At 65.1% G+C, this 24,829-nt stretch carries 15 protein-coding genes and 1 tRNA gene; 12 read left to right on the top strand and 4 right to left on the bottom strand.

Annotation, left to right across the window (positions count from 1 at the left end; translation table 11 throughout):
* Positions 1–226: 226 nt before the first annotated feature.
* On the bottom strand, positions 227–1,120 hold the full coding sequence (locus tag ACFWMR_RS10220; protein ID WP_093939250.1) for an SDR family NAD(P)-dependent oxidoreductase: 894 nt from the start codon (positions 1,118–1,120) through the stop codon (positions 227–229).
* 371 nt (positions 1,121–1,491) lie between these two features.
* On the opposite strand from ACFWMR_RS10220, the gene ACFWMR_RS10215 reads away from it, so the two are divergent.
* Positions 1,492–2,706, top strand: a complete 1,215-nt coding sequence (locus tag ACFWMR_RS10215; RefSeq protein ID WP_093939244.1) for an MFS transporter — start codon at positions 1,492–1,494, stop codon at positions 2,704–2,706.
* A gap of 401 nt (positions 2,707–3,107) precedes the next feature.
* Here the strand turns inward: ACFWMR_RS10215 and ACFWMR_RS10210 are convergent, their stop codons facing one another.
* Positions 3,108–3,302 (bottom strand): hypothetical protein, encoded by a 195-nt coding sequence (locus ACFWMR_RS10210; RefSeq protein WP_244200021.1) that lies wholly within the window; start codon positions 3,300–3,302, stop codon positions 3,108–3,110.
* A gap of 66 nt (positions 3,303–3,368) precedes the next feature.
* On the opposite strand from ACFWMR_RS10210, the gene ACFWMR_RS10205 reads away from it, so the two are divergent.
* The 4 genes from ACFWMR_RS10205 to ACFWMR_RS10190 all read left to right on the top strand — a co-directional run bounded on the left by ACFWMR_RS10205 (position 3,369) and on the right by ACFWMR_RS10190 (position 9,283).
* Entirely contained in the window at positions 3,369–4,592 is a 1,224-nt protein-coding gene (locus ACFWMR_RS10205) for a GGDEF domain-containing protein (protein WP_378378143.1), read from the top strand.
* 93 nt (positions 4,593–4,685) lie between these two features.
* Positions 4,686–6,848: a phospholipase A2 gene (locus ACFWMR_RS10200; RefSeq protein ID WP_378378142.1), complete on the top strand. Its 2,163-nt coding sequence runs from the start codon at positions 4,686–4,688 to the stop codon at positions 6,846–6,848.
* Positions 6,849–7,009: 161 nt separating this feature from the next.
* Entirely contained in the window at positions 7,010–8,638 is a 1,629-nt protein-coding gene (locus tag ACFWMR_RS10195; protein WP_449224320.1) for an LCP family protein, read from the top strand.
* A gap of 174 nt (positions 8,639–8,812) precedes the next feature.
* Entirely contained in the window at positions 8,813–9,283 is a 471-nt protein-coding gene (locus ACFWMR_RS10190; protein WP_378378141.1) for a helix-turn-helix domain-containing protein, read from the top strand.
* Between the two features lie 79 nt (positions 9,284–9,362).
* On the opposite strand, the gene ACFWMR_RS10185 is transcribed toward ACFWMR_RS10190, so the two are convergent.
* Positions 9,363–10,823, bottom strand: a complete 1,461-nt coding sequence (locus ACFWMR_RS10185; protein WP_378378140.1) for a flavin-containing monooxygenase — start codon at positions 10,821–10,823, stop codon at positions 9,363–9,365.
* Between the two features lie 103 nt (positions 10,824–10,926).
* Between ACFWMR_RS10185 and ACFWMR_RS10180 the strand changes: the two genes are divergently transcribed.
* Together ACFWMR_RS10180 and ACFWMR_RS10175 are read left to right on the top strand one after the other, a co-directional pair.
* Complete coding sequence (locus ACFWMR_RS10180; protein WP_378378147.1) at positions 10,927–11,502, top strand: TetR/AcrR family transcriptional regulator; 576 nt, start codon at positions 10,927–10,929, stop codon at positions 11,500–11,502.
* 233 nt (positions 11,503–11,735) lie between these two features.
* Entirely contained in the window at positions 11,736–12,149 is a 414-nt protein-coding gene (locus ACFWMR_RS10175) for a hypothetical protein (RefSeq protein ID WP_378378139.1), read from the top strand.
* A gap of 3 nt (positions 12,150–12,152) precedes the next feature.
* Here ACFWMR_RS10175 and ACFWMR_RS10170 read toward each other — a convergent pair whose 3' ends face one another.
* Positions 12,153–12,374: a DUF3618 domain-containing protein gene (locus ACFWMR_RS10170; RefSeq protein ID WP_005165704.1), complete on the bottom strand. Its 222-nt coding sequence runs from the start codon at positions 12,372–12,374 to the stop codon at positions 12,153–12,155.
* Positions 12,375–12,499: 125 nt separating this feature from the next.
* On the opposite strand from ACFWMR_RS10170, the gene ACFWMR_RS10165 reads away from it, so the two are divergent.
* The 5 genes from ACFWMR_RS10165 to drmB all read left to right on the top strand — a co-directional run bounded on the left by ACFWMR_RS10165 (position 12,500) and on the right by drmB (position 24,825).
* Positions 12,500–12,573 (top strand) — tRNA-Leu (locus tag ACFWMR_RS10165).
* A 742-nt stretch (positions 12,574–13,315) separates the two neighbouring features.
* The gene (locus tag ACFWMR_RS10160; protein WP_378378138.1) at positions 13,316–17,977 is read left to right on the top strand and encodes a DEAD/DEAH box helicase; all 4,662 of its coding nucleotides are present in this window, start codon (positions 13,316–13,318) and stop codon (positions 17,975–17,977) included.
* The gene (locus ACFWMR_RS10155) at positions 17,974–19,836 is read left to right on the top strand and encodes a UvrD-helicase domain-containing protein (RefSeq protein WP_378378137.1); all 1,863 of its coding nucleotides are present in this window, start codon (positions 17,974–17,976) and stop codon (positions 19,834–19,836) included. Before ACFWMR_RS10160 ends, ACFWMR_RS10155 begins: the two co-directional genes overlap by 4 nt.
* A complete protein-coding gene (locus tag ACFWMR_RS10150) occupies positions 19,836–22,994 on the top strand; it encodes a helicase-related protein (protein ID WP_378378136.1) in 3,159 nt (1,052 codons plus the stop codon). The genes ACFWMR_RS10155 and ACFWMR_RS10150 overlap by 1 nt, the downstream gene beginning before the upstream one ends.
* Before the next feature lies 1 nt (position 22,995).
* The gene (drmB, locus tag ACFWMR_RS10145; RefSeq protein ID WP_378378135.1) at positions 22,996–24,825 is read left to right on the top strand and encodes a DrmB family protein; all 1,830 of its coding nucleotides are present in this window, start codon (positions 22,996–22,998) and stop codon (positions 24,823–24,825) included.
* The last annotated feature ends 4 nt before the right edge of the window (positions 24,826–24,829 follow it).

Genomic DNA, 24,829 nt, shown 5'->3' with positions numbered 1-24,829 from the left:
ACATGGAACTCGCGTGCTCAGGGACGGGACTCGCGTGCTTGGGGTCGGTAAGCGAGTGTTCCGTCCCCAAGCACGCGAGTTCGCCGTCTGATCACGTGAGTTCCGCCTCCAAGCACGTGTGTTCGCCGTCTGATCACGCGAGTCGCGTCCCCAAGCACACGTGTCGTCCGTCTGATCACGCGTGTCGTCCGTCTGATCACACGTGTCGTCCGTCTGATCACGCGAGTCAGGCGGTCCGGGTCGACTCCGTCCACTTGCGCAGCCGGGGCGGGACACGCTTTTCGAGGCCGTAGTTCTCCAGGTGAGCGCTGAAGACCTCGTCGAAAGCGCGCTGCACGGTCTCGGTGTCCCAAATCGGCCGTTCGAGGATGGGCTGCTTCAGGTACGGCTGCCCCATGACGTGCAGTTGCGGCCCGTTGCAGCGGATCATCTGGCCGGTGATGCCGTCGGATCCGGCACCGAGCAGGAAGAGGACGACCGGCGCGATCCGCGACGGCGTCCGGTCCGGCGGGCAGGACCGCAGCGACCGTTCGGACTTCCACACCATCCGGGTGTGCGCGAGCGGGCAGACCGCGTTCACCCGGATCCCGCTCTCCTCCAGGTCGAGCGCCCAGGAGTAGGTCAGCGAAGCGACGGCGCCCTTGCTGGCGGCGTACACGCCGAGCTTGCGCTGCCCGAGCGAAGCCCCGGACGAGATGTTGACGATCGAGCCCGGGGTACCCCGCGCGACCATGGCCTTGATCGCGGCGAGCCCGGTGTACATGACGCCGAGGACGTTCACCTCGACCAGTTCGCGGGCCTGGTCGACGTCGTCCTCCCACGGCAACGCCTCGTAGTTCAGGCCCGCGTTGTTGACCAGTCCGTCGATGGCGCCGAACTCGGCGAGGCAGAGGTCGACGATCTCCTGCGCCTGTTTCGGATCCGCGACGCTGTGCCCGCTGGCGACCGCTCTGCCGCCGAACCGGCGGATGTTCTCCGCCGTCCGCGCGGCCAGCTCGGCGTCGACGTCGTTGACCACGACGGCTCCGCCCGCCCGCGCCACGTGCACCGCGAACGCCTCGCCGAGGCCCCTCCCGGCCCCGGTCACGACGACGGCCTTGTCGTCGAGCAAACCGTTCATCGCCTTCACCCCTTTGGCCCCGCCGGCCTCCACCTCCAGGCCGGTCTCTACTCAGTGTTGGCCCATTCGGCCCAACCGGAACTCAGGCGGCGGTGAACGGCGTCCGGGCTGCGCCGAGCGAGGGAGGGGCGATCGGCGCGCGGATACCGGCGGGCGAGTCAGTCCGGCGTCACACGCCGGTCAGACGGCGTAGCTCGATCGGCCCAACAGGGGAAGGATTCACCGGTGTTCTGTTCGTCTCCCTGTAGCCGGAGGCATACTGAACGTTGTTCGGCGGGACGACAACTGTGACTCCCTCGTCAGCCACGTAACAAGGCAGGCAAGAATGCGAGGGAGCTAAGTTCACCCGATCGGGGGGAGGTGGTCACGGAGTGAAGACGAACGCGGCGCCGCGGATGACCGCCGCCCTGGCGAACCGCGAGTTCCGCGCGCTCTGGCTCGCCGAGGTGCAGTCCCTCATCGGGGACCAGCTCACCATCGTCGCGCTGGCGATCCTCGTCTACGACCGCACCGGCTCCGCGCTGCTCTCGGCGGTGGTCTACTCCCTGACCTTTCTGCCCGCGCTCGCCGGCGGCCTCGGCCTGTCCCAGCTGGCCGACCGGTACCCCAGACGCACCGTCCTCGTCTACTCGTCGCTGATCCAAGGGGTGCTGATCGCCGTCATGGCGATCCCCGGCACCCCGCTCCCCCTGTTGTGCGGGCTGGTGGTGCTGGCCCGGCTCGCGAACGCGCCCGGCAACGCGGCGCAGAACGCGCTGACCCGCGAGGTCTTCACCGACGACGACCTCTACCTGAAGAGCCAGGACATCCGGGGGATCTCGACCAACACCGCCATGCTGCTCGGCCTGGCGGGCGGCGGGCTGCTGGTGTCACAGGTCGGCGCGAGCTGGGCACTGGCCCTGGACGCCGCGACGTTCCTGCTCAGCGCGGCCGTGGTGCGCTTCGCCGTCTCCCGGCGGGCGGCCGCGTCCGACGGGAACGGCAGCTGGTTCGGCGCGGTGAAGCAGGTCTTCGGCAACCGTCATCTGCGGGTGCTGGTCTGGTTCTCGTGGCTGGTCGGCCTGGCCGTCATCCCCGAAGGCCTCGCCGCGCCGCTCGCCGCCGAGATGGGCGTGGGGAAACAGGCCGTCGGCTGGCTACTGGCGGCGGATCCGCTGGGTTTCGTCATCGGCGCGTTCCTGCTGTCCCGGTTCGTCTCCGCGGAACAACGAAGGAAGCTGCTCGGCGTGCTGGCGGCACTGCCGATGGTCGCGCTGATCGGCTTCGCGCTCAAACCGGGGCTGATCCCGGCCTTGCTCCTGCTGGCCGCGGCGGGTGCCGCGGGGGCGTACCTGATCACGGTGAGCGCCACGTTCATCACCTGGGTGCCGAACGAGCTGCGGGGCGGCGCGGGCGGTGTCTATCGCACGGGGTTGCGGGTGGCTCAGGGAATAGGGGCGGGACTCGGCGGGCTCGCCGCCGATCGGCTCGGGGCCGCGACCTCGGCCATCGCGCTGGCAGGCGTGGTCGGCCTGCTGCTGGCCGTACTGGTCGCGCTCAGCTGGGGGCACATCAACGGATCCAGCCCGGAACCGTTGCTGTCATGAGGAATCCACACTGGACGGCCCCTGAGGCGGCACAGCCGCCTGGTGGGCTCGTACTCGGAAATCCCGACGGAACACTGCTTCGGCACCTGGCTCTTCGGTACATGGGTGAAAAGAAACGACTCTCGATCAGAAGTCACGGCTCGACATGGTCGGACACCTCCTGGGAACCTCGCTGCGAACTAATACCTTGTCCGGGCTCAGAAGTCACGGCTGGACACTATCCGTCACCCCTTCCACTCCACGTCTCGAAAAACATTCAGCTGTCAAGATCAGAAATCACGGGACACGATTGCCACCTCCGGTCCGTGTTCGCGGGCACCCTCGCCGGTGTCGAACAACTGATGCGATGGGATGATACCGGCCGTGGAATACGAACGGTGTATCAGTCGGTACCGGTGAGATTACTCAACCGTGCCCTCCGCGCGGAAAAGAGGTAGCAATTGCCAGCCGAGACCGGCGACGGCCGCCAGCACGGCGACGGCACCGGCGACCTTGACGAGCGAGCGGCGACGGCCGCCGCGGAGAGCGGTGCACCGGTGACCGAACGCGGGCAGGCAAGCCCGGAAGGTGACCAGGCCGAACCGCCGCAGCGCCATCCGTACGATCCCAGGGCATGGGCGCTGTGGCAGCGACCGAAGCGATTCATCGCTTTCCTTTTCGCGATGGAAGCCATCGGAATCGCGATCATGGTCCTGTCGACGATGAATTCCACGAATCCGGGAAAAACAGACTGGGTTCGTTTCGCGATTCTCGCCGTCGGCGCCACGGCACATATTCAGCTCACCCAGCGACAAGAGGAAAGGCGACGTGATCGCAGCCGCACGGTCCTGATCGACCTCACCGCGGTCTGGACATTTCCGGCCGCGGTCATCCTGCCGCTTTCACTGACGCTTTCCATCATCGCACTCGTCCGGATCCAGCATTGGTTCATCGCCCGGCGGCCCGCGCACAACTTCGTGTTCTCGTCGGTCACCCACGGCGTTTCGGTGACCTTGGCTTCGCTCACCTTCGCCGCGTTCGGACCGCATGAATGGGGACGGATTTCCGGCTGGGACACGATCGGCGAATTCGGCGTCCTGATCATCACCGGGATGGTCTTCGAAGCGGTGCAGATCGCCTACATCGGCGGCATCCTCGCGATCGGCTCACCGAAGCGGCCTTCGATGTCGACCGTGCTCGGCAACGCGGCGGACAACCTGCTGGAAGCCATCACGATCGGCCTCGGCGCGGTCACCGCGGTACTGCTGTTGATCATGCCACCGATGGTGATCGTGATGGCCGTGGTGACGGTGGTGTTCAATCGCCTCGCCGAGATCGACCAACTGCAAAACGACGCGCGGACGGACCCGAAAACCGGTGTTCTGAACATGCGCGGATGGTCGGAGTCGGCCGATCGGGCGCTCGGAAGGACCGCCCGTTCGGACGACAACCTGGCACTTCTGATGATTGATCTCGACCACTTCAAGTGGATTAACGACACTTATGGACACCCGGCGGGCGACGACGTCCTGCGCGATGTGGCACAGAAATTGGACGAGGTCACCCGGCCCGCCGACGTCATCGGCCGGTTCGGCGGCGAGGAATTCCTCGTCCTTCTCCCGGATATCGACGAAACGGCGGCGAAACTCGCCGCGGAGCGAGTGCGCAGCGCTATCGCCGAACTGCATATAGTGACTACCGACAAACGGGGCAGCCGGGTCACCATCTCGGGCCGGACCACCTCGATCGGGGCGGCACTGTTCCCTCGTCACGGTGAATCGCTGGAAGAACTCTTGCACGCCTCCGACGCCGCCGTTTACGTCGCCAAGGAGAACGGCCGGAACCAGGTGCGGTTCGCCCAGGACGTGGAACGGACCGCTCCTCCGCCACCCGCACCAGGGGACTGAAGGCCGGCCGCACCCGCCCTGGTCACCCACCCGGGCGAAACCCGGGGGTTATCCGGATGTCGGCCCCGATCGGCGGATGGCACCCTGAACGGCATGCCAGCGACAGCCGAAGCCGACAGCAAGCCTGCCCGGATCCGGCGGCCCTGGTCGACCTCCGGCTGGTTGCTGCTGGTCACGGTGCTGGTGTTCGGCTTCGGCCTGATCGCGTCGCGTCCCGCCTCGCCGCCGGACCTGGGGCCACCGACGGGTGACATCCTCGCCGCGCAGAACGCGGTCGACGCGCTGGTACGGCCGGGCCCGGTCGAGAACGTCATCGCCGAACTGCCCGCCGACTTCACCGCGGTCAGCGGGATCACCCCGGGAGTGATGACCGCGCGCGACGGCACCGTACGCGCCGTCCACACCGACGGCGGCTGCTCGGCGCCCTGGGGCGACGACAACACCAAGTGGGACTACGCGATCCCGTGCAAGGCCCACGACCTGGGCTACGACATCCTCCGCTACGCCGAACGCAAGGGGCACCCGCTCGGCCAGGAGGCCAGGGCGTCGCTCGACGACCGGCTCTCGGCCGACATGCACAACGCCTGCGTCATCAACCCGATGGACTCACGCGGCACCTGTGACGTCGTCGCCTCTCTCTACACCGCCGGTCTCGTCCTCAACTCCTGGCACCAGCGCTGGGGGCCGCCGGTCGGCGACCCGCTCGGGCCGATGATCGTCGGGGTGCTGGTGATCGGCGCGCTGCTGGTGTTCCGCCTCCGCGGCTGGGTCCGCACCCGCCGGACCACCGTCACGCTCCCCCGCGAGCCGGGGCCGGTCGCCCCCGTCGGCCGGTGGGCGCTGCTCGGGGTCGCCGGGGTCGTCCTGATGCTGCTCGGTGAATCCGGCGTCGCGCTCGCGCACTGGGCGGGCGCCCCGGAGCGGTCGTTATGGCCGTTCACCTGGCTCGCGCAGCTCTGCCCGCTGATCTTCTTCGCGGTGGGCCGGATCAACGAGGCAGGCTGGCGGTCGATCCGCGCGACGGGTGGCCGCTATCCGCAGTACCTCGCCGACCGCGCGAGCCCGCTCCTGCGCCCGGCGCTGATCTTCGCCGTCGTCGCGCTGGTCGTCCCGCTCGCGCTGGAGGTGCTGGGGATCCCGACGGGGACCAACGCCACCGTCATGCGGATCGCGCTGCACCCGCTCTGGCTGCTCGGCGTCTTCCTGCTGACCGTCGTCCTCGCGCCGTCGCTGCTGGCGCTGTACCGCCGGACGCGCGCCGTCTCCGTCGCCGGCCTGCTGGCCTTGACCCTGGCGAGCGAGGTCGCGGCGCAATGGTCCGGTTCGGCCGTCCCGCGCTACGCCGAGACGTTGTTCCTCGCCTTGTTCGTCCAGCAGCTGGCGTTCGCCCACGCCGACGGCGTCCGGCTGCCGCGTGGCGTCCTCGTGGCGACGGCGTTCACCGGCGCGGCCGGGCTGGGTCTCGCGGTCGCCGTCCGCGGCGAAGGGCCGATGCTGCTCGGCGGCCCCGGCGCCCCGGCCGCGTTGTCGGGGCCGCCGTGGGGCGTGCTCCTGCTCGGCCTGGTGCAGCTCGCGCTCCTCGGCCTGCTCGCGCGGCCGCTGGCCCGGCTCGGCGAGCGGCCCGCGATCGCCGCCACCGCCCGGCTCGCACTGCGCGCGCCGATGAGCCTCTACCTCGGCTTCCTGTCCGCGATGCTGCTGCTCGTGGCCGTCGTCTACCTGCCAGGCCCGTTCGTGGACGGGCTCAGTTGGCTGGCCCGCCCGAGGGTCCTGCTCGCGCTCGCGCTGCTGGCCGTGCCCGCCGTGCTCGTCTTCTGGTGGTTCGAGCGTCATTCGGGACCTCAGCAGCGCGCGGTCGACGAGCCGGGCCTGCGCGCCGCCGTGTTCTGCCGCGCGGCGGCGACGGTCGGGATGGCGTACGCGATGCTCGGCGTGTTCGGCTTCGCGCTGACCAGGTTCGGGGGCGCGTCGGCCGACGCCGACCTCCTCGGAATCCGGTTCGGGCCGGTCCAGAGCCTGGTCAACCTGTTGCTCGGGGTGTACCTGCTGCACACCGTGCGGAACGGCACCAGCCGGATGACCGGGACCTGGCTGGTCTGTGCGGTCGCGTGCGCGCCGCCGCTGATGAGCGCCCTCGACGGCAAGCACGTCAGCGCCGCCTCGGTCGCGCTGCCGGTCGCGACGATCGTCGTCGCGGTGCTCGCGGCGGCCGCCACGCTGGTCCCGGCCCGCGCCGCCCGGCGCGTCCTGCCCTGATCCAGGCGGCGCTGACCAGGCGTTCTCCGTACCATTGACGGGAAACCGGTGGTGCGTGCCACATCTTCGGGGGGATGTGTAATCCTGCGACAACCCGCAACAGGCACCATGCGTCCCTTGAAGAGACCGTCGACCGGTAACGACCAGAAGGAGCAGACCGCGTGGAGTACCCGCCTCGGAATGGGCATGGGGATCGACGTCCCGCCCGGCCTAGGCAGGACGCGCCCGGACGCGTTCCTTCCCGCCCGGCCCCGCCTCGTGGAGCCCGCCCGGCGCCCGCCCGCCAGGCCGCGGGCCCGCCGCCCCGGCGGCCGGAACCGCGACGCGCCCCGCGGCGGTCGTTCCGCGGCTCCAAGATCGCGCTGGGTCTCGTCTCGCTGCTGGTGATGGGCCTGACAGGGTACGCGTGGGCCGCCATGGACGGCCTGACCTTCGCGAACGTCGGCATCGGCGCCGACGAGGGCGACAAGCCCGCCGACGGCGCCCGCGACATCCTGCTGGTCGGCCTCGACAGCCGCACGGACGCGCAGGGCAACCCGCTCTCCAAGGAGGTACTCGCCCAGCTTCGCGCCGGGCAGGCCGACGGCGAGCTGAACACCGACTCGCTGATCTTCGTGCACATCCCGAACGACGGCTCGAAGGCCGTCGCGATCTCGTTGCCGCGCGACTCCTATGTCGACATCCCCGGCGGCTTCGGCAAGCACAAGATCAACTCCGCGTACGCCAGGGCGATGCTCGACGAGCGCAAGAAGCAGCAGGAGAACGGCGTCTCCGACCCGAAGGAACTCGACCAGAAGGCCAACGAGGCCGGGGCGAAGACCCTGATCAAGACGGTCGAGCAGCTGACCGGCTCGACCATCGACAACTACGCCGCCATCAACCTGCTGGGCTTCAGCGAGATCACCCAGGCCATCGGCGGTGTCGACGTCTGCCTCAACGACGACGTCAACGACCAGTTCTCCGGCGCGAAGTTCACCAAGGGCCCGCACACCATCTCCGGGGTGGAGGCGCTCGGCTTCGTCCGGCAGCGGCACGGGCTGCCGCGCGGCGACCTCGACCGCGTCGTCCGGCAGCAGGTGTTCATGGCCGGGATGGCGCGGAAGGTGCTCTCGGCGGGCACGCTGGCGAACCCGGGCAGGCTCAACGACCTGATCGCGGCCATCAAGAAGTCGGTCGTGCTCAACCAGAACTGGGACATCTTCGGCTTCGCGCAGCAGATGAAGGGCCTCACCGGCGGGCAGCTCGAGTTCCGGACGATCCCGGTCGTCAACATCGAGTACAAGACCCCGAACGACGGTGTCGCCATCCAGGTCGACCCGAAACAGGTCAAGAACTTCGTCCAGGGGCTCGCGGGCCCGCAGCCCGGCGAGCAGCCGCCGCCGTCCGCCGAGTCGCCCAACAAGGCGACCACGGTCGACGTCCGCAACTCCACGACCCGCGACGGGCTCGCGTCGGCGGTGCTGAAGCAGCTCGTCGACAAGGGCTTCACCGCGGGTGACACGGCCACCGCCACCGCGCGCAAGAAGACCGTCGTCTGGGTCGCCAAGGGCCAGAAGGCGGCGGGCCAGGCCGTCGCCGACGAGCTCGGCGGCAACCCGACCGTCCAAGAGGACAAGAGCGTCGAAGCCGGGCACGTGATGGTCTTCCTCGGCTCGGACTTCAAGACGCCGGGCGGTGCGGAGGGCTCCGGTTCCTCGCAGAACGCCGCCGGCTCGTCGGCCGCCGTCCCCCCGCCCGAGCAGTCCGACGAGAAGCCGATCACCGCCGAAGGCGTGCCCTGCGTCAACTGACGCACGCTCCTGACCGGTTTTCTTCACCCGTTCGGCCCAACAAGTCAAAATCGGTATGAAAAGCACCCCCGAAACCGCGTAAGAGCGGGCGACCTGCCGACTTTCATACACGTGAGTGCGCTCGTGCCGCTTTTTGTCACAGGGGGCGAGCCGGTGGAAGAGGGGTCGGGGAGAGTGCTGATCGACGCTGAGAGCTATCAGCGGATACTCGGAGACGAGCTCCGCAAGCTCCGCCGTAAACGTGGCTGGACACGCAAGGAACTGAACCAGCATCTGCAGAGCGAGATCTCGCTCCAGACGCTGGCAACCTACGAGCTGGGGACCCGGCACTGTTCGGTGGTGCGGCTGGTCGAACTGTGCGTGGCGATGGACGAGCTGCCGCAGGATCTGCTGGCCAAGGTGCACCGGCGGGTGTTCGTGGACGAACCCGGCCGGGTCCGGATCGACCTGCGCCTGGTGATCAAGGACGAACAGGAAGAACTGCTCCCACTGCGACGGTGGGCGGACGACCGGCTCAAGCGGTCGGGCGACAACGGCTCCGCCGAGGTCCATCTCGATTTCGCGGCGCTGGAGCGGATGGCCGAACTCTGCGGCATCCCCACCGTCGATCTCATCGGAAGGCTTCGCCGGCTCAACCCCTCATGAGCGCGGCGTTCCCCGGTCCGTGAAGGCCATGCCCCCCATCTTGGCTTTCACGGACCCTCCCCACTTAGCGTGCGTGGCTTCAGCCGAGGAGTTCGTAGTCCTCGCGCTTCACCTGGCGGGTGTCCAGCCAGTACCGCCAGGTGAAGCCCGGCCAGATCGTGCGGTTGACGCCCTTCGCGTCCAGGTACCAGCTCTTGCAGCCGCCCTGGGTCCAGATGCCCTTGGCGAGCTTGCGCTGGATGTCGCCGTTGAACCGCTCCTGCGCCTCCGGCCGCGGGTCGAGCGCCTTGCCCCGCGCGAGCCGCAGTGCCTGCGCGACGTAGGAGATCTGCGCTTCGATCATGAACACCACGGAGTTGTGCCCCAGGCCGGTGTTCGGGCCGAGCAGGAAGAACAGGTTGGGGAATCCGGACACGGTGATGCCCTGATACGTCCGCATGCCCTCGGCCGCCCACTCCTTGCCGAGGTTGCGCCCGTCGCGGCCGATGATCTCCAGGTCGTCGAAGGCATCCGTGACGTGGAAGCCGGTGCCGTAGATGATCGCGTCGACCTCGTGCTCGACACCGGCGCCGTCGACGACGCTGTGCTCGCGGACCTCTTTCACGCCCTCGGTGACGACGTCGACGTTGTCCCGCGCGAGCGCCGGGTAGTAGTCGTTGGAGACCAGGACCCGCTTGCAGCCCATGGTGTAGTCCGGCGTCAGCTTCCGGCGCAGCTCGGGGTCCTTGACGCTCTTGAAGATGTTGCGCTTCGCGATGCGCTGGCCGATCTTCATCACCCACGGCTGCCCGTTGAAGCCGATCGCGCGGGCTTCGAGACCCCAGTAGAGGACGTTGCGGAAGGCCCGCTGAAGCAGCGGCACCGAGCTGAACGCCTTCTGCAGCGCCTCCGGCATCTCGCGGTCCGGCTTCGGCATGATCCACGGCGGCGTCCGCTGGAAGAGCGTCAGCTCGGCGACGTCCTTCGCGATCCGCGGCACGAACTGGATCGCGCTCGCGCCGGTGCCGACCACGGCGACCCGCTTGCCCTTGAAGTCGTAATCGTGCTCCCACTGCGCGGAGTGGAACGCCCGGCCCTTGAAGCGCTCGATGCCCGCCAGCTTCGGGATCTGCGGCAGGTGCAGCGCCCCGACCCCGGCGACCAGCGCGGGCGCGACGAACTCTTCGCCGGACTTCGACGCGACGTGCCAGCGGTTCTCGTCGGCGTCCCAGCGGGCGCCGGTCATCTCCTGGCCGAAGCGGATGAAGCGGTGGAGGTCGTACTTCGCGGCGACGTCGCGCATGTAGCGCCAGATCTCCGGCTGCGGCGAGTACGCCCGGGACCAGTCGGGGTTCTGCTCGAACGAGAACGAGTACATGTGCGAGGGGATGTCGCAGGCGCAGCCGGGGTAGGTGTTGTCCCGCCAGGTGCCGCCCACGTCGTCGGCCTTCTCCAGGATGACGAAGTCCTCGCGGCCCTCTTTCCGCAGCTGGATGGCCATGCCCAGCCCGGAGAAGCCGGTTCCGACGATGACGACACCGATCTCGGTGCGGTTGCCCATGACCCGACCTCTCACTCGCATTACCTGTTACCGGGAGTTCACCTTACTCGAAGTAGGTTACCTTCGGTAGAGTGTTGTGGTGACGACGGCGAAGCGCAAACGCATGCCTCGGGCAGAGCGTGAACGACAGATGATCGCGATCGCCGAGGAAGTCTTCGCCGAGCGTGGCTACAGCGCGGCTTCGATGGACGACATCGCCGAGCGGGTCGGGGTCTCCAAGCCGATGCTCTACGAGTACTTCAACTCGAAAGAGGGGCTCCTGCTGGCCTGCATCCAGCAGTCGCGGGCGGCGTTGCGCGAGGTCACCGAACGGGCGACGGTCGGCGCGACATCCGCCGAGGACGCGCTACAGCGCGGTCTGCTCGCCTTCTTCGTCTTCATCCGGGAACGCCGGCAAGCCTGGTCGCTGCTCCGCCACGAGATGGCCCTGATCGGGACCGGCGCCGCCGACGAGATCGAGCAGACCCGGCGTCAGCAGACCGATCTGATCGCCGCCCTGATGAGCGGCTACTTCGACTCGGGCGACGACCTGCGCGCCGAGGCGTCCGCGGAGTTCGTCGTCGGCGCGTGCGAACGGCTCGCGATCTGGTGCGAGCGACACGACGACGTCAGCCCGGAATTGGCGACCGAATACGCGATGGACGTCCTCTGGTCAGGCCTGTCCGCGAGGGCCCGCTGAAACGACTGTGAAGATGCGCGTGCATTAGGCCATTCGGTCGTCACTCAGAGCACATTGCCGCCAGTGTCTTGTGACACAGAGTTGTCCTACTGTATCGATGACACTGTAGAAACTCTGATGGACCTTCACGGCCTCGGTCAGGAGGGGGCGCCACCACCCGAAAGTGGCGTCATGACGAGGGCGTGGCGGAGTCCACAGAGTGACGCATGCTCGCGAGGAGAGGGGTGAGGCGGATGACCGAACCGATCACCGCGTCGTACGTCCAGGAGGACGACGACTGGAAGGTCACGGTCAGCGGCTCCGGCAAGGAACTGACCGGTCGCGCGCCGGGCATCATCGCGGCGCGGGACCGAGCCGACCAGCTGGTCGAGAAACTGTCCCCGCCGGAACGGTCGACTGTCGTGCACCTGCTCAACGGCAGCGCACTCGACTTCACCGCCGCCTACATGACGGCGAGGCTGACGCTCCCGGAGATCGAACCGCTCGAGGTTCCTCCCCCGGCGAACGGCAAGGCCAAGGAGAAGACCGGCGGCAAGCCCCCGGTGCCCCAGGGCAAGGAGCTTCCGAAGGCCGTCGACGAGGCCGCCAAAACCCCGGAGAAGGCCGAGCCTGCCAAGACGCCCGCCAAGGCGGCCCAGACCTCCTGAGACCTACTTCAGGAGTTTGCGGATCAGCAGTACGCCGATCAGCACCGCCCCGCCGATGAGCGGGTACTTCACCTTGGGCTCGTCCAGCTTCGCGCGCAGACCGGTCTTCGCGGAATCCACCAGCTTCGCGGGGTTCGCCTTCGTGCCCAGCTGGTCGAGTGTGGCGACCAGCGCGTTCCTGGCCTGCTCGATCTCACGCTCGATGGTCTCGGGATCGCGAGCCACGTGTCCTCCTCGCCGCGACGGACTTGCTGGGAGCCCACGTTAGAGGACGCCGCCCCCTCCGGTGGCATCGGCCACGCCGAGAAACGCCGAACGTGTCGCACGCTACGATTTCGGGGCAGCACTGGGGGCCCGTAGCCCAATTGGCAGAGGCACACGGTTTAGGTCCGTGCCAGTGAGAGTTCGAGTCTCTCCGGGCCCACCCAGATGATCCGGAAGAATCACCCTGTCCCGGTGAAGGCCTGCAGGCTGCCCGTGGGCCGGCGCCGGGCGTCCAAGGACTCGTCGATCACGATGGACGGTCGACCGCACGAAGTTCGGTCACACAGTGTTCGGTAGCGAACCGTCGACAAGTCCGTTCGGTGGAATACTGGCGTCCGATCAGTCGCCCGGCCGCCTCGACCGGAACGACGACCCGCAGGACCGCACGGTTGTCCGCCCGGGCCGTCCGCACACCACAGCGACTCGGTGCGATCCGCGACAGTGACTGGCGCCACGGCTTCACCCAACGCCATGACGACCGAAAACGAACGGCATGCTCGGACACATCGGGAACACCGGTATCACCCGTCTGACCCCGCCCCGGGGATCGCGCTGTCGCCAACAGCTCATGGCCCCTCAGCGCCACCGACATTGCGCAGATCAGGACGACCCCCATCAAGGTTCGTACTCGGATCGATCGAGCTCACGTCGGGACACGTCTCATGTGTCCACCTCCTTGAACCCAAGGATTCCCGTGGCCTCGCGTTCGTCCTGCTTGGTCACGACACACAGTGCGAATTCGACCAATGACACGAACAGATCAACTTCTCGTCGGCAGCCGTAACGAGAGGGGTTGACAGCCCGAATATTCTGTCATGTTCGGCTGTCGCAGGGAGGGCAAGGCAAGTGAATCCGTCCAAAGCAAATGTAGATGGCGTTCGTTTCGGACGGAGGTCTGACGCGTGAACGAGCCCGACGTGCCCCTGACCGTGCAGGAAGTCGTGCTCCGGCAATCAGAGCGAGTGCTCGAGACCTACCGGATCGACGTGGGGCTCATCCACGAGCACGCCAACTCGGAGCGTCGAATCACGCAGGGCGGCTACGGTGATCGTCAAATCTACGAGCTCGTCCAGAACGGGGCCGATGAGCTAAGGCAAGATCCCGGCGGCGAAATCGCGGTCGTACTGACCGCGACACATCTGTACTGCGCGAATCAGGGTTCACCCATCACCCCCGAAGGTACTGACACGATTCTCCGGATGAGCGCTTCGCGTAAACGAGGAGGCCAGATCGGGCGGTTCGGCGTTGGAGTGAAGTCGGTGCTGAGCGTCACCGATTCCCCTGAGTTCTTCAGCACGTCAGGCGCCTTCGGCTTCGATCGGCAGTGGGCCGAAGCTCGAGTGCGTTCCCTCCATCCGGATGTCGAGACTGTGCCGGTCTTGAGAATGGCACGACCGCTGACCTTGGAGACCGCCGCGTCTGAAGACCCGACTCTCGCAGACTTGATGTCGTGGGCCACGACCGTGGTCAGGCTTCCCCTGCAACCCGGTTCGGCTACCAGCTTGGCCAACGACTTGGCAAGGTTCCCCAAGGAATTTCTCCTCTTCTCCCCGCACGTCGGGACTTTGACCCTGGAGGACCGCCGCGCGGAGAAGGTGTCCCGTCGACAGCTGTTCCAGCGAGCGGACGGCGACCGATTTCAGATCCAGGAAGAAACCGCCAACGGCTCCACCACGACTGCCCCTTGGAGGGTTTTCACTCGAGTTCATCGGCCGAGCAAAGCCGCGCTGCACGCCGCAGGCGAGCTGCACGACCGACCCGAGATCGACCTCGCATGGGCAGTGCCCGATCGGAAGGGACGAGGTACTTCCACAGGCACATTCTGGGCCTACTTCCCGACGAAGTACCGTACGACGTTGCGGGGGATCGCCAACGCTCCGTGGAAGACAAGCGAAGACCGTCAAAACCTGTACGACGGTAATGCCTTCAACCGGGAGATGATCGACGCTATGGCGGCGTTGGTCGTCGATTCCTTCCCTCTCTTGTGTCGTCCGGAAGACCCCGCAGCCTATCTTGATTGCGCCCCGGCGCGCGGACGTGAAGAACCTCAATGGGCAGCAGAAGACCTCGTGGCTTCGATCTGGAAGGCAACCGTCGCCCGCCCGGCTCTTCCCGACCAGCAGGGGACCATGCGAATGCCCACGGCCGTCCGGCTGCATCCAGCGGACATCAAGACCGAATGGCTCGAGAAATGGCGAGGCTATCCCGGGCGACCTGTCGACTGGGTACACCACACTGTGGACACGACAAAGCTGCGTCGTTCCAGTGCCGAGTTGATCTGCTCGGCTGCACGCCGGTCGGTTGCCACCGTGCCCGAATGGCTCGAAGCACTGGTCGCCGACGGCACGCCTGCCGCATCGGCGGCTGCGCTGCGGATCGCCGCCGACATGATCACCTCCAACCACCATCTTGGCAAGGAGGCGTTGACAGCACGCATTCTTCTCACGGAGGCACACGGACATGTGGCTCCAAAACGTGGAAGCGTCTTCAGGCGCGTGTCCGAAGACTCACTGCAGGACTCGAACGTCTACGTCGACAACCGTGTCATCGACGAATTCGGGGTCACCGGCGCGCTCGACACGCTCGGTATCCATGAGGCCGATGCGCCGGGTCGATTCGCCGCTGTCGTCGACCAGAAGTTCAACGACTACGACGATTCCCGATGGACGGAATTCTGGCAGCTCTCGCGTCAAGCAGGCCCCGCGGCTACCTTGACGACATTGCACAACTCGATCGACGACATCCCCGGGACACTGTTCGTTCGCACAGTGTCGGGCGCCTTCCGCCCGCTCGGAAGCTGTCTGTCACCCGGAGCCGTCGTACCGAATGACGGCAGCCGAGACGCGGGTATCGCCGCCGACATCACCTTCCATTCCGCGGACCGACAAGTCCTTCGTGAGCTCGGCCTTTCGGACCGGGCCCGTCGTTCCGTCGATCCCCGTGGGGAACCGTGGTTCGCTGACTACGAGACGGCCATGTGGCAGGAACACATCGAGTCCCTCCCCTCCGAAGTGGCCCGTCCGCTACGCCGAGGCGTCCGCACCTCCGGCAGTAGTCCCGCCGGACCGTTGGGCTTACTACACGAGCTCAGCGACGAAGGGAAAGCCGCGTTCATAGCGAACTTGCCCCTCGACGCCTTGGTGCCGGTCTGGACGTATCAAGTCGGCGGCCAGTCTTCGACGCGGCGACAATGCCGGTCGCCGTTGCTTTGGATGGTGCAAGAACACGGCTGTGTCAAAACATCGAGAGGGTACCGACCGACAGGGCTTTGCGTAAGTCCGCAGCTTCGCGACTATGCCACGTTGCTTCCCGTCGCCGAAGTTCCCTTGACGGTGTCGGAAACGATCGGCTTGCCGGATTCCATCGACAAGCTCGGACCGACTCACTGGAATGCGCTCCTCGCCGACATCGACGCCAGCACTGATGACACGTTCCCTGGCAAGGCGTACGAGCTTCTGATCGAAAGCGAGTCAGGTGTCGACGTCGGCAACATCCGTTGTCGCGTGGGCGCCGAATGGTCCAGTTCGATCCCTGACACTGAAGTCGCGGTGACAGCGAACCGTGCGATATACGACCTCTTGATCGCCGAGAGTGTGCCCGTCGCCCTGATCCCCTCCGAATCGACCGTGCGTTTCATGGTCGAGACGTGGCATCTGCGTGACGCCAACCAGCTCGTCGAGAAAGAGTTCCGCTACGTAGAGGAAGCCGAGCCCGTTCCGCTGCTCACAGAGTTTCCTCACTTGGCCTGGCTCAACATCCCGAAACTGGACGGGTGGTCGGTGGTCCGGTGCACCGAGCTCGAAGAGATCACGAACACACCCAACGGGAGCAAGAACGAGCCACTCCAAGTCGCCGTCCAAGACAAGAAGATCCTTTTGCTTCGCCCCAAGGACGACCTGGAGATCCTCCGCATCGTCGACGAACAGCTGAACTTGGGGCTCGGCGCCAACGGATGCCGTCAGATCCTGGAACGCCGCAAGCAGGACCGTCAGAGCGACGTGATCCGCGCTGCGAGTCGCGCCGATGACGTTGCAGAGAAGGTCGCGATTCTCCTGACACCCGAACAACTGAAGCGTAAGCTGCCCGCCGGCCTGGTCGAGTACACGAAGACGGAAACCGGGGTCGAGCCGGATCACCAGAAGCTCGCACAGCTCGCAGTGAATGCGCACGGGTCCGGACTGCTGAAAAAACACGCGAAGGACATCGAGAAACGAGTACGCCTCACGCGCCAGTTCCGCGGAGACGCGGCCTCACGCGAGCTCGTCGCCGAGATGCGTCTACCGGAGTCATTTGCCGGTGTCAGGTCAGAGCCCGGCCGAAGTGCTGTGGAGGAGGTCTTCGGGCCGAGTCAATTCCCGCGGTTGCACGACTATCAGGAACGACTGGCTGTACGGTTGTTCGACATGTTGTGCGAACCGACACCACAACGGGGGATGCTGTGCCTCCCGACCGGTGCCGGAAAAACTCGTGTGGCCGTCGAATCCGTGATCAGGGTCATCAAGGACCGCGGGCTCGCAGGCAAGCCGATCCTCTGGATCGCACAGACAGACGAGCTCTGCGAGCAGGCGGTGCAGAGCTGGAAGTTCGTCTGGGAGAAGGTCGGCCCTCCGGAAAAGCTCACGATCAGCAGAATGTGGGCAAGTCAGTCCGCTTCCCCGGTGCAAGCGAATCCACACCTCGTCGTGGCTACCGACGCAAAACTCGACAAGCACCTGTCGTCGGGCAACTACGAGTGGTTGCTCGACCCGGCTGTGGTAATTGTCGACGAGGCTCACGGCTCGGTCACGCCGACCTACACCCGGATCCTGCGACAGCTCGGTCTCACTCACAACAAGACAGAACGACCGCTGATCGGACTCACAGCCACCCCTTTCCGGAACTACAACGACGACGAGACCAGGCGCCTCATCGACCGATACGGCGGCCGCAGACTCGACGAAGGCGTGTTCGACGAGGACCCGTATCGGGCATTGCAGAAGCTCGGCATGCTCGCCGAGATAGAACATCGCGAGCTGACAGGTACGACCACCGAGCTCGACGAAGCCGAGCTCGCGGGGATGCAGCTGCCTTTCCAGCACTACCTTCCCACCGCGACCGAGCGGCGTCTGGCAAGCGACACGACGCGCAACAGGAAGATCATCGACGAAGTGGAGAGACTTCCGAAGGATTGGCCGGTCCTGTTGTTCGCCACTTCAGTGGAACACGCAAAGCTCATGACGGCTGCTCTGAACGCACGGGGTATCCCGTCAGCCACGATCGAGTCTGCGACTCCGCCCAACGAACGACGCAACACAATCGAAGGCTACCGCAGCGGTAAGATACGGGTGATCACCAACTATGGGGTCCTGGCGCAAGGTTTCGATGCCCCCGCGACTCGCGCCGTGGTAGTGGCACGCCCGACCTACAGTCGAAACGTCTACATCCAGATGATCGGGCGGGGTCTGCGCGGACGCGAGAACGGCGGTTCCCGCTCTTGCTTGATTCTCGACGTCAAGGACAACATCACCAACTATGAAAACGCTCTGTCCTTCACCGGTCTCGACGACCTGTGGAGGCAAGGGTGACGGATGCCGACCTGGCCGGTTCCCTCACGCCCGAGCAGCAAGCTGTCGTCTCACAACCCGCCGACGCCATGACTCTCGTCACGGCGGGCCCGGGGACAGGCAAGACCCACACGTTGATCCGCAGGCTGGACACACTGGTGTCGGATGAGTTGAACGCAGGCGAAATCTTGGTCCTGACGTTCTCCAGAGCCGCTGTGAGAGAACTGCGGAGGAAGATTGTCGAGCGCGACTCCGCGACCCGATTCGTTCGCGCCTACACTTTCGATGCTTGGGCATTGGACCTGCTCATCACCCTGGATGGCGACGGCGCATGGCACGGTCGCCCCTTTGAAGAACGAATCCGCAAAGCCACCGAGCTGATCGAGGAGGGTGAAGCCGACGAATACTGCGACGGAATCCGTCACGTTGCGGTCGACGAAGTTCAGGACCTCGTCGGGCCCAGGAGGCGAATGGTGGAGGCCGTGCTTCACCGTTTCGCCTGTGGATTCACGGTTGTCGGTGATCCAGCACAAGCGATCTACGGTTTTCAGACCGAAAACCCTGCGGAACGTTCTGTCGAGACCGGCAGCTTCTTCCGCAATCTGAAACTGTTCTTCGGCGACAACCTGGTCGAACTGGAGCTGACTCGAAATTTTCGCGTACGCCGAGAGACCGCCGAGTACGCACTTCGATTCGGCGCCGGTCTCCGAACCTATCGAGAGGACGCGGAAACCAGTCTCCGGAATCTGACGAGCGCCTTGAGGGCAGCCCCCGACTTCGGCCCGTTGGACGACGAGTACGCCCGAACCGTACTCAGTCAACCTGATACCACTACCGCAATCCTCTGCCGCACCAACGGAAACGCACTGCTCATCACAGAGTTGTTGTCATCTGCCGGAATTTCCCACCGACTGCAGCGATCTGCGACCGAGCGAATCGTACCTAAGTGGATCGGACAGTTGTTCATCTTCCACAAGGAGAACATCCTGTCAGCGAACAGCTTCAGAGACATCTCTGGAGACTTGACGCTACCGACGGGAGCCGATCCTGACAGTATGTGGCGTTCGCTGCTTCGCGCTGCAGGCGGCAACGTGCGGAACAGAGTCGTACGCCTTACCGATATCCGTCGAGCCGTGAGCCGGAAGAGTTTTCCGGACGAATTGCTCGACGAACAGGACGCACCGCTGACAGTCTCGTCTTTTCACCGCTCCAAGGGGCTCGAGTTCGACAGAGTTCTCGTTGCGAGCCCGACACGCAAGCGTGCCCTCGACCGTCACGACACAGCCGAAGAAGCAAGGACACTTTACGTTGCGATGACGAGGGCACGAGATCTCGTGATGCGCATCGACATTCCGGACACCGGCGCTCCCTTGGAACGGGACGGCAAGGACGGCAGGTGGTTACGCCGCCGATGGCACAACCGGCAGTGTGTGGCGTTCGAAGCGGACGGCAGAGACGTGGCAAGCCTGCTCCCGCCGGGGACAGAAGACTTCATCGACGATCCCGCAAGCTTGCAGGAGTACCTTTCCGGCAAGGTACTTCCTGGAGACGAGGTTTCCCTCGTCAAAGCCCACGATCTCCCCCTGGGAGAGCGAGAGAGCCCGCCGTATCTGGTGGTGCATGCGGATCGGCCGGTGGCCACGACATCGAAGCGATTCCGTGAGGCAATGCACAGGTATGCACTTCGCGAGTTCGGGCGGGTGACCCGATGGCCGACGAGAATCACCGGCATACGCGTCGACACGATCGAAGCTGTCGCAGGCAGTGAGGCCGCCGGAGCAGCAGCCGGTTTGGGTCGGGGTGGCGTTTGGTTGATCCCGCGGCTCAGCGGCCTCGGCAACATCGTTCACGGGCCAAGCCCGACAAGGGGGAATAGCTGATGTCCGATTACGAAGAGCACTACAGGTTCCGCGCCGCGCTGCTCGATTCACTGCGCAAGGACGTCCTCGGGCCGGCAGGAGAACAGAACGAAGTGCTCTCCGACCCGCCGGGGACAGCCTATGTCTGCGGCGTTCTGTTCCCACGGCAAGGCACGGATCTCCGGCCGGAGGACGACCAGGACGTGTCGCCTGCCAATCGAGAAGAAGACTTTCCGGACACAGGCGTCGCTATGGCCAACCTGCAGGCGCCGTCGTCCATGGGCCTCACGTTCGCCGTGGACTCCACCAGGGCGAGCAGTTTCGGCATTCGGGTCGAAGCAAGTGTCTACGACCCGATCGACCGTTCCGGGAATCCGACGGAAGCGAAACGCGCAGAACGAGGCAGCACCGGCACCGACTTGCAGTGGCGCCGCCGCCCCCTTCCGACCTTCCATCGGGTCGTGGAGCTCTTCGGGGCTGCCCGGGACGAGAAGTTCGAGGTGGCTCCCGATCTCGAATGCAGGGTGCGGTTACGACAGCCTCGCGACGGCGTGGTCGCCGCGACCGTGACCTTGGTGAACACCAAACGTCTGGACGGAAACACCCTTCGCGATCAGCACTGCTTCTGCCAGCCGGTCATAGAGATCGAGGGACCGGTGGTCCAACGGCCCGGCCCTGGAGGCGGGGACGAGGACGAAGTGTTGAGCAGCAGACTCCTCCATCGCTACGCGCCGACATTCGCGGTCGGCCACGGATGTTCGGTCGAATGGGACTGGCGTCCACCTTCACCACGAGCTCTCGTCGATGTGGACGAAGCAAAGATGACAGTCTCCAGGGTGGCGACGACGTTCGTACCTTCGCACGAAGTCCTCCTCACCGATTCGAACTCGTCCATCGACGACGAGGCACTGCTGATGTCCGGGCTGGCCAAGGCACCGGACAACGAACTGCTTGCAACATTGCGGGGTCTCGCAAGCGCATATCAGAGCTGGATCGAAGAACGCCGCGCCGAGATCCCTCGCCTGTCGAACGAGAGATTCCGGAAACGGGCAGATCAGCACCTCGATCGGTGCGTAGCGGCACATCGACGGATCGTGAGCGGGATACGGCTGCTCGGCCGCGACAGTCAGGCGATGGAGGCCTTCCGACTCGCCAACGAGGCAATGGCCGAGCAGCGGGGGCGCAGCTCCTGGATCAAGAAGGGTCGTCAAGGCAAGGTCGTCCTCGACGGCCGCTGGCGTCCGTTCCAGATCTCGTTCTTCCTCCAATGCCTGGACGGCATGGCCGACTCGGACCACGAGGACCGGCAGCTCGTGGACCTGTTGTGGTTCCCGACCGGGGGCGGAAAGACCGAGGCATATCTCGGCCTGATCGCCTTCGCGACATTTCTTCGACGACTACGTCGTGGGAAACACGGCGCCGGCGTCACAGCGATCATGCGCTACACGCTGCGACTGCTGACTCTGCAGCAGTTCGAGCGCGCAGCCTCCCTGATCTGTGCCATGGATCGGTTGAGGGAAAGAGACAAAGCCAGGCTGGGCGAGGCAGAGATATCACTGGGAATGTGGGTCGGCAAAGCCGCCACCCCCAACAACCTTCAAGATGCCGACGAAGCGCTGGACCAGATCAGGAGCGGAAGGACGATACACGAGAAGAACCCGGTGCAGCTGCGAAGCTGCCCTTGGTGCGGGACGGAGATCGACGCATACGACTACACTGTCGACACTGTCGACGTCGAGCTGCGCATCCGCTGCAGGAACAGTGTTTGCCCCTTCGCGGACGGGATCCCGGTCCATGTGGTGGACCAAACGATCTACCGCCATCACCCCACTCTCGTCATCGCCACGTCGGACAAATTCGCGCGGCTTCCCTGGCGCAGTGACATCGCGGCACTTTTCAACCGTGACCTCCCGGAAACGCCGCCTCCCGAGTTGGTCGTCCAGGACGAGCTACATCTCATCTCCGGGCCGCTGGGAAGTCTTGCAGGCTTGTACGAGACGGCGATCGACGAGGTAGCCGATCGCCCGAAGGTGATCGCGTCCACTGCCACGATCCGACGGGCAAAACAGCAGGCCAGACAGCTCTTCGATCGAGAGGTTGCCCAGTTCCCTCCCCCTGGCTTGGATGCGCGCGATTCGTGGTTCGCAGTTGAATCTCCACCAGCCAAGAAGGCCAGCAGGCTCTACGTCGGCCTTCTCACCCCGAGCACAAGCCAGGCGAGCTTGCTGGTACGGGCGTACGCCTCGCTCCTCGATCAGGCAGATCTCATCGACAGCGACGACACCACACGCGACGCGTACTGGACGCTGATCGGCTACTTCAACAGTCTCCGCCTGCTCGCGGCAGCCGAGCTTCAGGTTCGCGCCGACGTGCGGGAACGGATCGGTCAACTGGCCGATGACGAACGCGAGCCGCGAGCCATCGACGCCGTCGAAGAGTTGACCAGCCGGATCAACTCCGGAGAGATCCCGGAACGCCTGAAAGAGCTCGAGCTGGCGTTTCCCGCCAAAGCCGCGCTCGACGTCGTCCTCGCCACGAACATGATCTCCGTGGGAGTGGACGTGGACCGCCTCGGACTGATGGCGGTGATGGGGCAGCCCCAGACGACCGCGGAATACATCCAGTCGACAAGCCGGGTAGGGCGAAAGCATCCGGGCCTCGTGGTGACTCTCTTCAACGCCGCCCGATCGCGTGACCGCTCGCACTACGAAAACTTTCTTTCCTACCATTCGGCGCTCTACCGACAAGTCGAGTCGACCAGCGTCACGCCCTATTCGGCTCGTGCACGGGACCGTGCACTGCACGCCGTGGTGGTGGGGTTGGCCCGCCTGCTGATACCCGAGTTACGCGAAAACGAAGATGCAAGAAAGATCGAGAAGTATCGCCATCGGTTGAACGAGATCAAGATCTTGATACTCGACCGAGCCGAGCGCGTCGCACCGGAGGAGGTCGACGCTACTGGCGACCAGATCGATGCGATCATCGAAACCTGGTGCGAAATAGCCAGGTTGAACAAGAATCTCGTTTACGAGGCACCTGCACGGAGCGGTGACCAGAAGAGGGATCCACACGCTGCTCTGTTGAGGACCTTCGTGGACGACGATCTGGCGTACGCGATACCTACTTTATGGAGTCTGCGCGACGTGGACGCGGAGACGCGCCTTGATCTGGAGAACTGAAATGGCCTTACGCAATCCTGAATCGAAGTCGGCTGCACAGAAAAAGACCTCCGGGCCTCGCCTCGGATCCATCCGCCGCGGACAGGCCGTCAACACCTACGGCGTAGGCGCAATGGTCGCGATCGAAGATCAATCGTTCGTCGTAGGCGGACTCGACGAGTGGCGGTTCGGCGACACTCAGCCGATCCACGAGCCTCGGCTGCAGAACCGTTTGGGGGTCAAGGAGTTCAGGCCACCGCCTGCAGAAGAGAGAAAACAGGAAAAAAGGATCGGGGTACGACGCTTCCCGCTCATGCATTCCTGCCCTGACTGCAAAGACCTGAAGACATACAAAGAGTTCGGTGCCACTCCGAGCAAGAACGAGTGCGGCTGTGGCAGTCCACTGATTCCGTCACGGTTCGTCGTCGCCTGTCCGAACGGGCATCTCGACGACTTCCCATATTGGGATTGGTTGCACAAGAGAAACGATGCTCGAGAGGGACCCCACAATCTCAAGATGCACAACGACGGCAGTTCGGCCTCCCTGCGTTCAGTCGTCGTCTCCTGTTCGTGCGGTCATACCAGGTCTCTGGAGGGCGCCTTTGCCAAGACAGCACTTCAGTCCCTCGGCATCATCTGCCAAGGGAGACGGCCTTGGCTCGGGCGGCACGCGGCGGAACCGGGCTGCGAACAAGTCGTGCGAACCTTGCAGCGCGGTTCCTCGGCAGCGTGGTTCGCTGTCACCAGATCTTCTCTGTCGATTCCACCTTGGTCCAACACTCTCAACAAGTTCGTCGAGCGGCATATTTCGTGGCTCGAAGGTCTTGCCTCCCTCTCCAATGCCGAGGAGGCCATCGGCACCCTCCCCGCCGTCAAAGAGTCGCCGTTCACCACCAAGGACATCGTCGCAGCAGTGCTGCAGCGCAAAGTCCTGACCAATGACGAATCGGGAAACAGCGACGATGTCACCCCTGTGGAGGCCTTCGACGCGTTCCGCATGGCGGAGTACGACCCGTTGTACTTCGGGACGACGAAGTCCGACGGAGGCGACGACTTCGAAAGTACAAGCGCACCGGATGCTCAGTCCGTCCTCTTGCCCCGTGGACTAGCACGCAGCATGCAGGTCAAGCGACTGAGGGAAGTGAGAGCTCTGCAGGCCTTCACTCGGATCGAGCCGCCCGACGCGATCGCGGACAAGAAGCGGTTGGCCTCGTTGGCCCGGGTGGAGAAGGACTGGCTTCCTGCGATCGAAGTGCTCGGAGAGGGCGTCTTTCTGTCTCTCGACACAGCTCTGGTCGCCGATTGGGAAAAACGGGACCGGGTGCGTTTTCGCGCCGAGAGAATCCGTGAACGGCACGAGAACGCCCTCCGGAACTCGGCAGTTCGCCGAGGCGACGCGGACACCACGGATGTCCGATCCCCGATCGACGCACGCTTCGTACTCGCACACACACTCGCTCATACGTTGATCAACGAGTGGAGCCTGGAGGCCGGCTATCCGGCTGCGTCGCTGAGGGAACGCCTCTACGTTTCGGACTCCCGTGTCGGCCTGCTCGTGTACACGGCCACCAGCGATTCCGCCGGCAGCCTCGGCGGGCTGGTGGCCCAAGGAACGCACACCGGACTTGTCGAGAGCATGGGTACCGCACTGGAACGCATCTCCTGGTGCTCGCAGGACCCTCCCTGCATGGAGGCCGAGGCCGCCGGAACGGACAGTCTGAACCTCGCTGCATGCTATGCATGCGTGATGCTTCCCGAGAGCAGTTGCGAAACGAACAACACGTTCCTTGATCGTGCTTTGCTCATCGGCGAACCGGAGCACGTCGGCACCGGCTTCTTCGAAGGGCCCTGAGGCA

Source organism: Amycolatopsis thailandensis (genome assembly GCF_042723255.1).
In the GTDB taxonomy this organism is placed as follows: domain Bacteria; phylum Actinomycetota; class Actinomycetes; order Mycobacteriales; family Pseudonocardiaceae; genus Amycolatopsis; species Amycolatopsis thailandensis.
The sequence above is the reverse complement of the archived record's forward strand: the minus strand, read 5'-3'. Positions and strand labels throughout refer to the sequence as shown.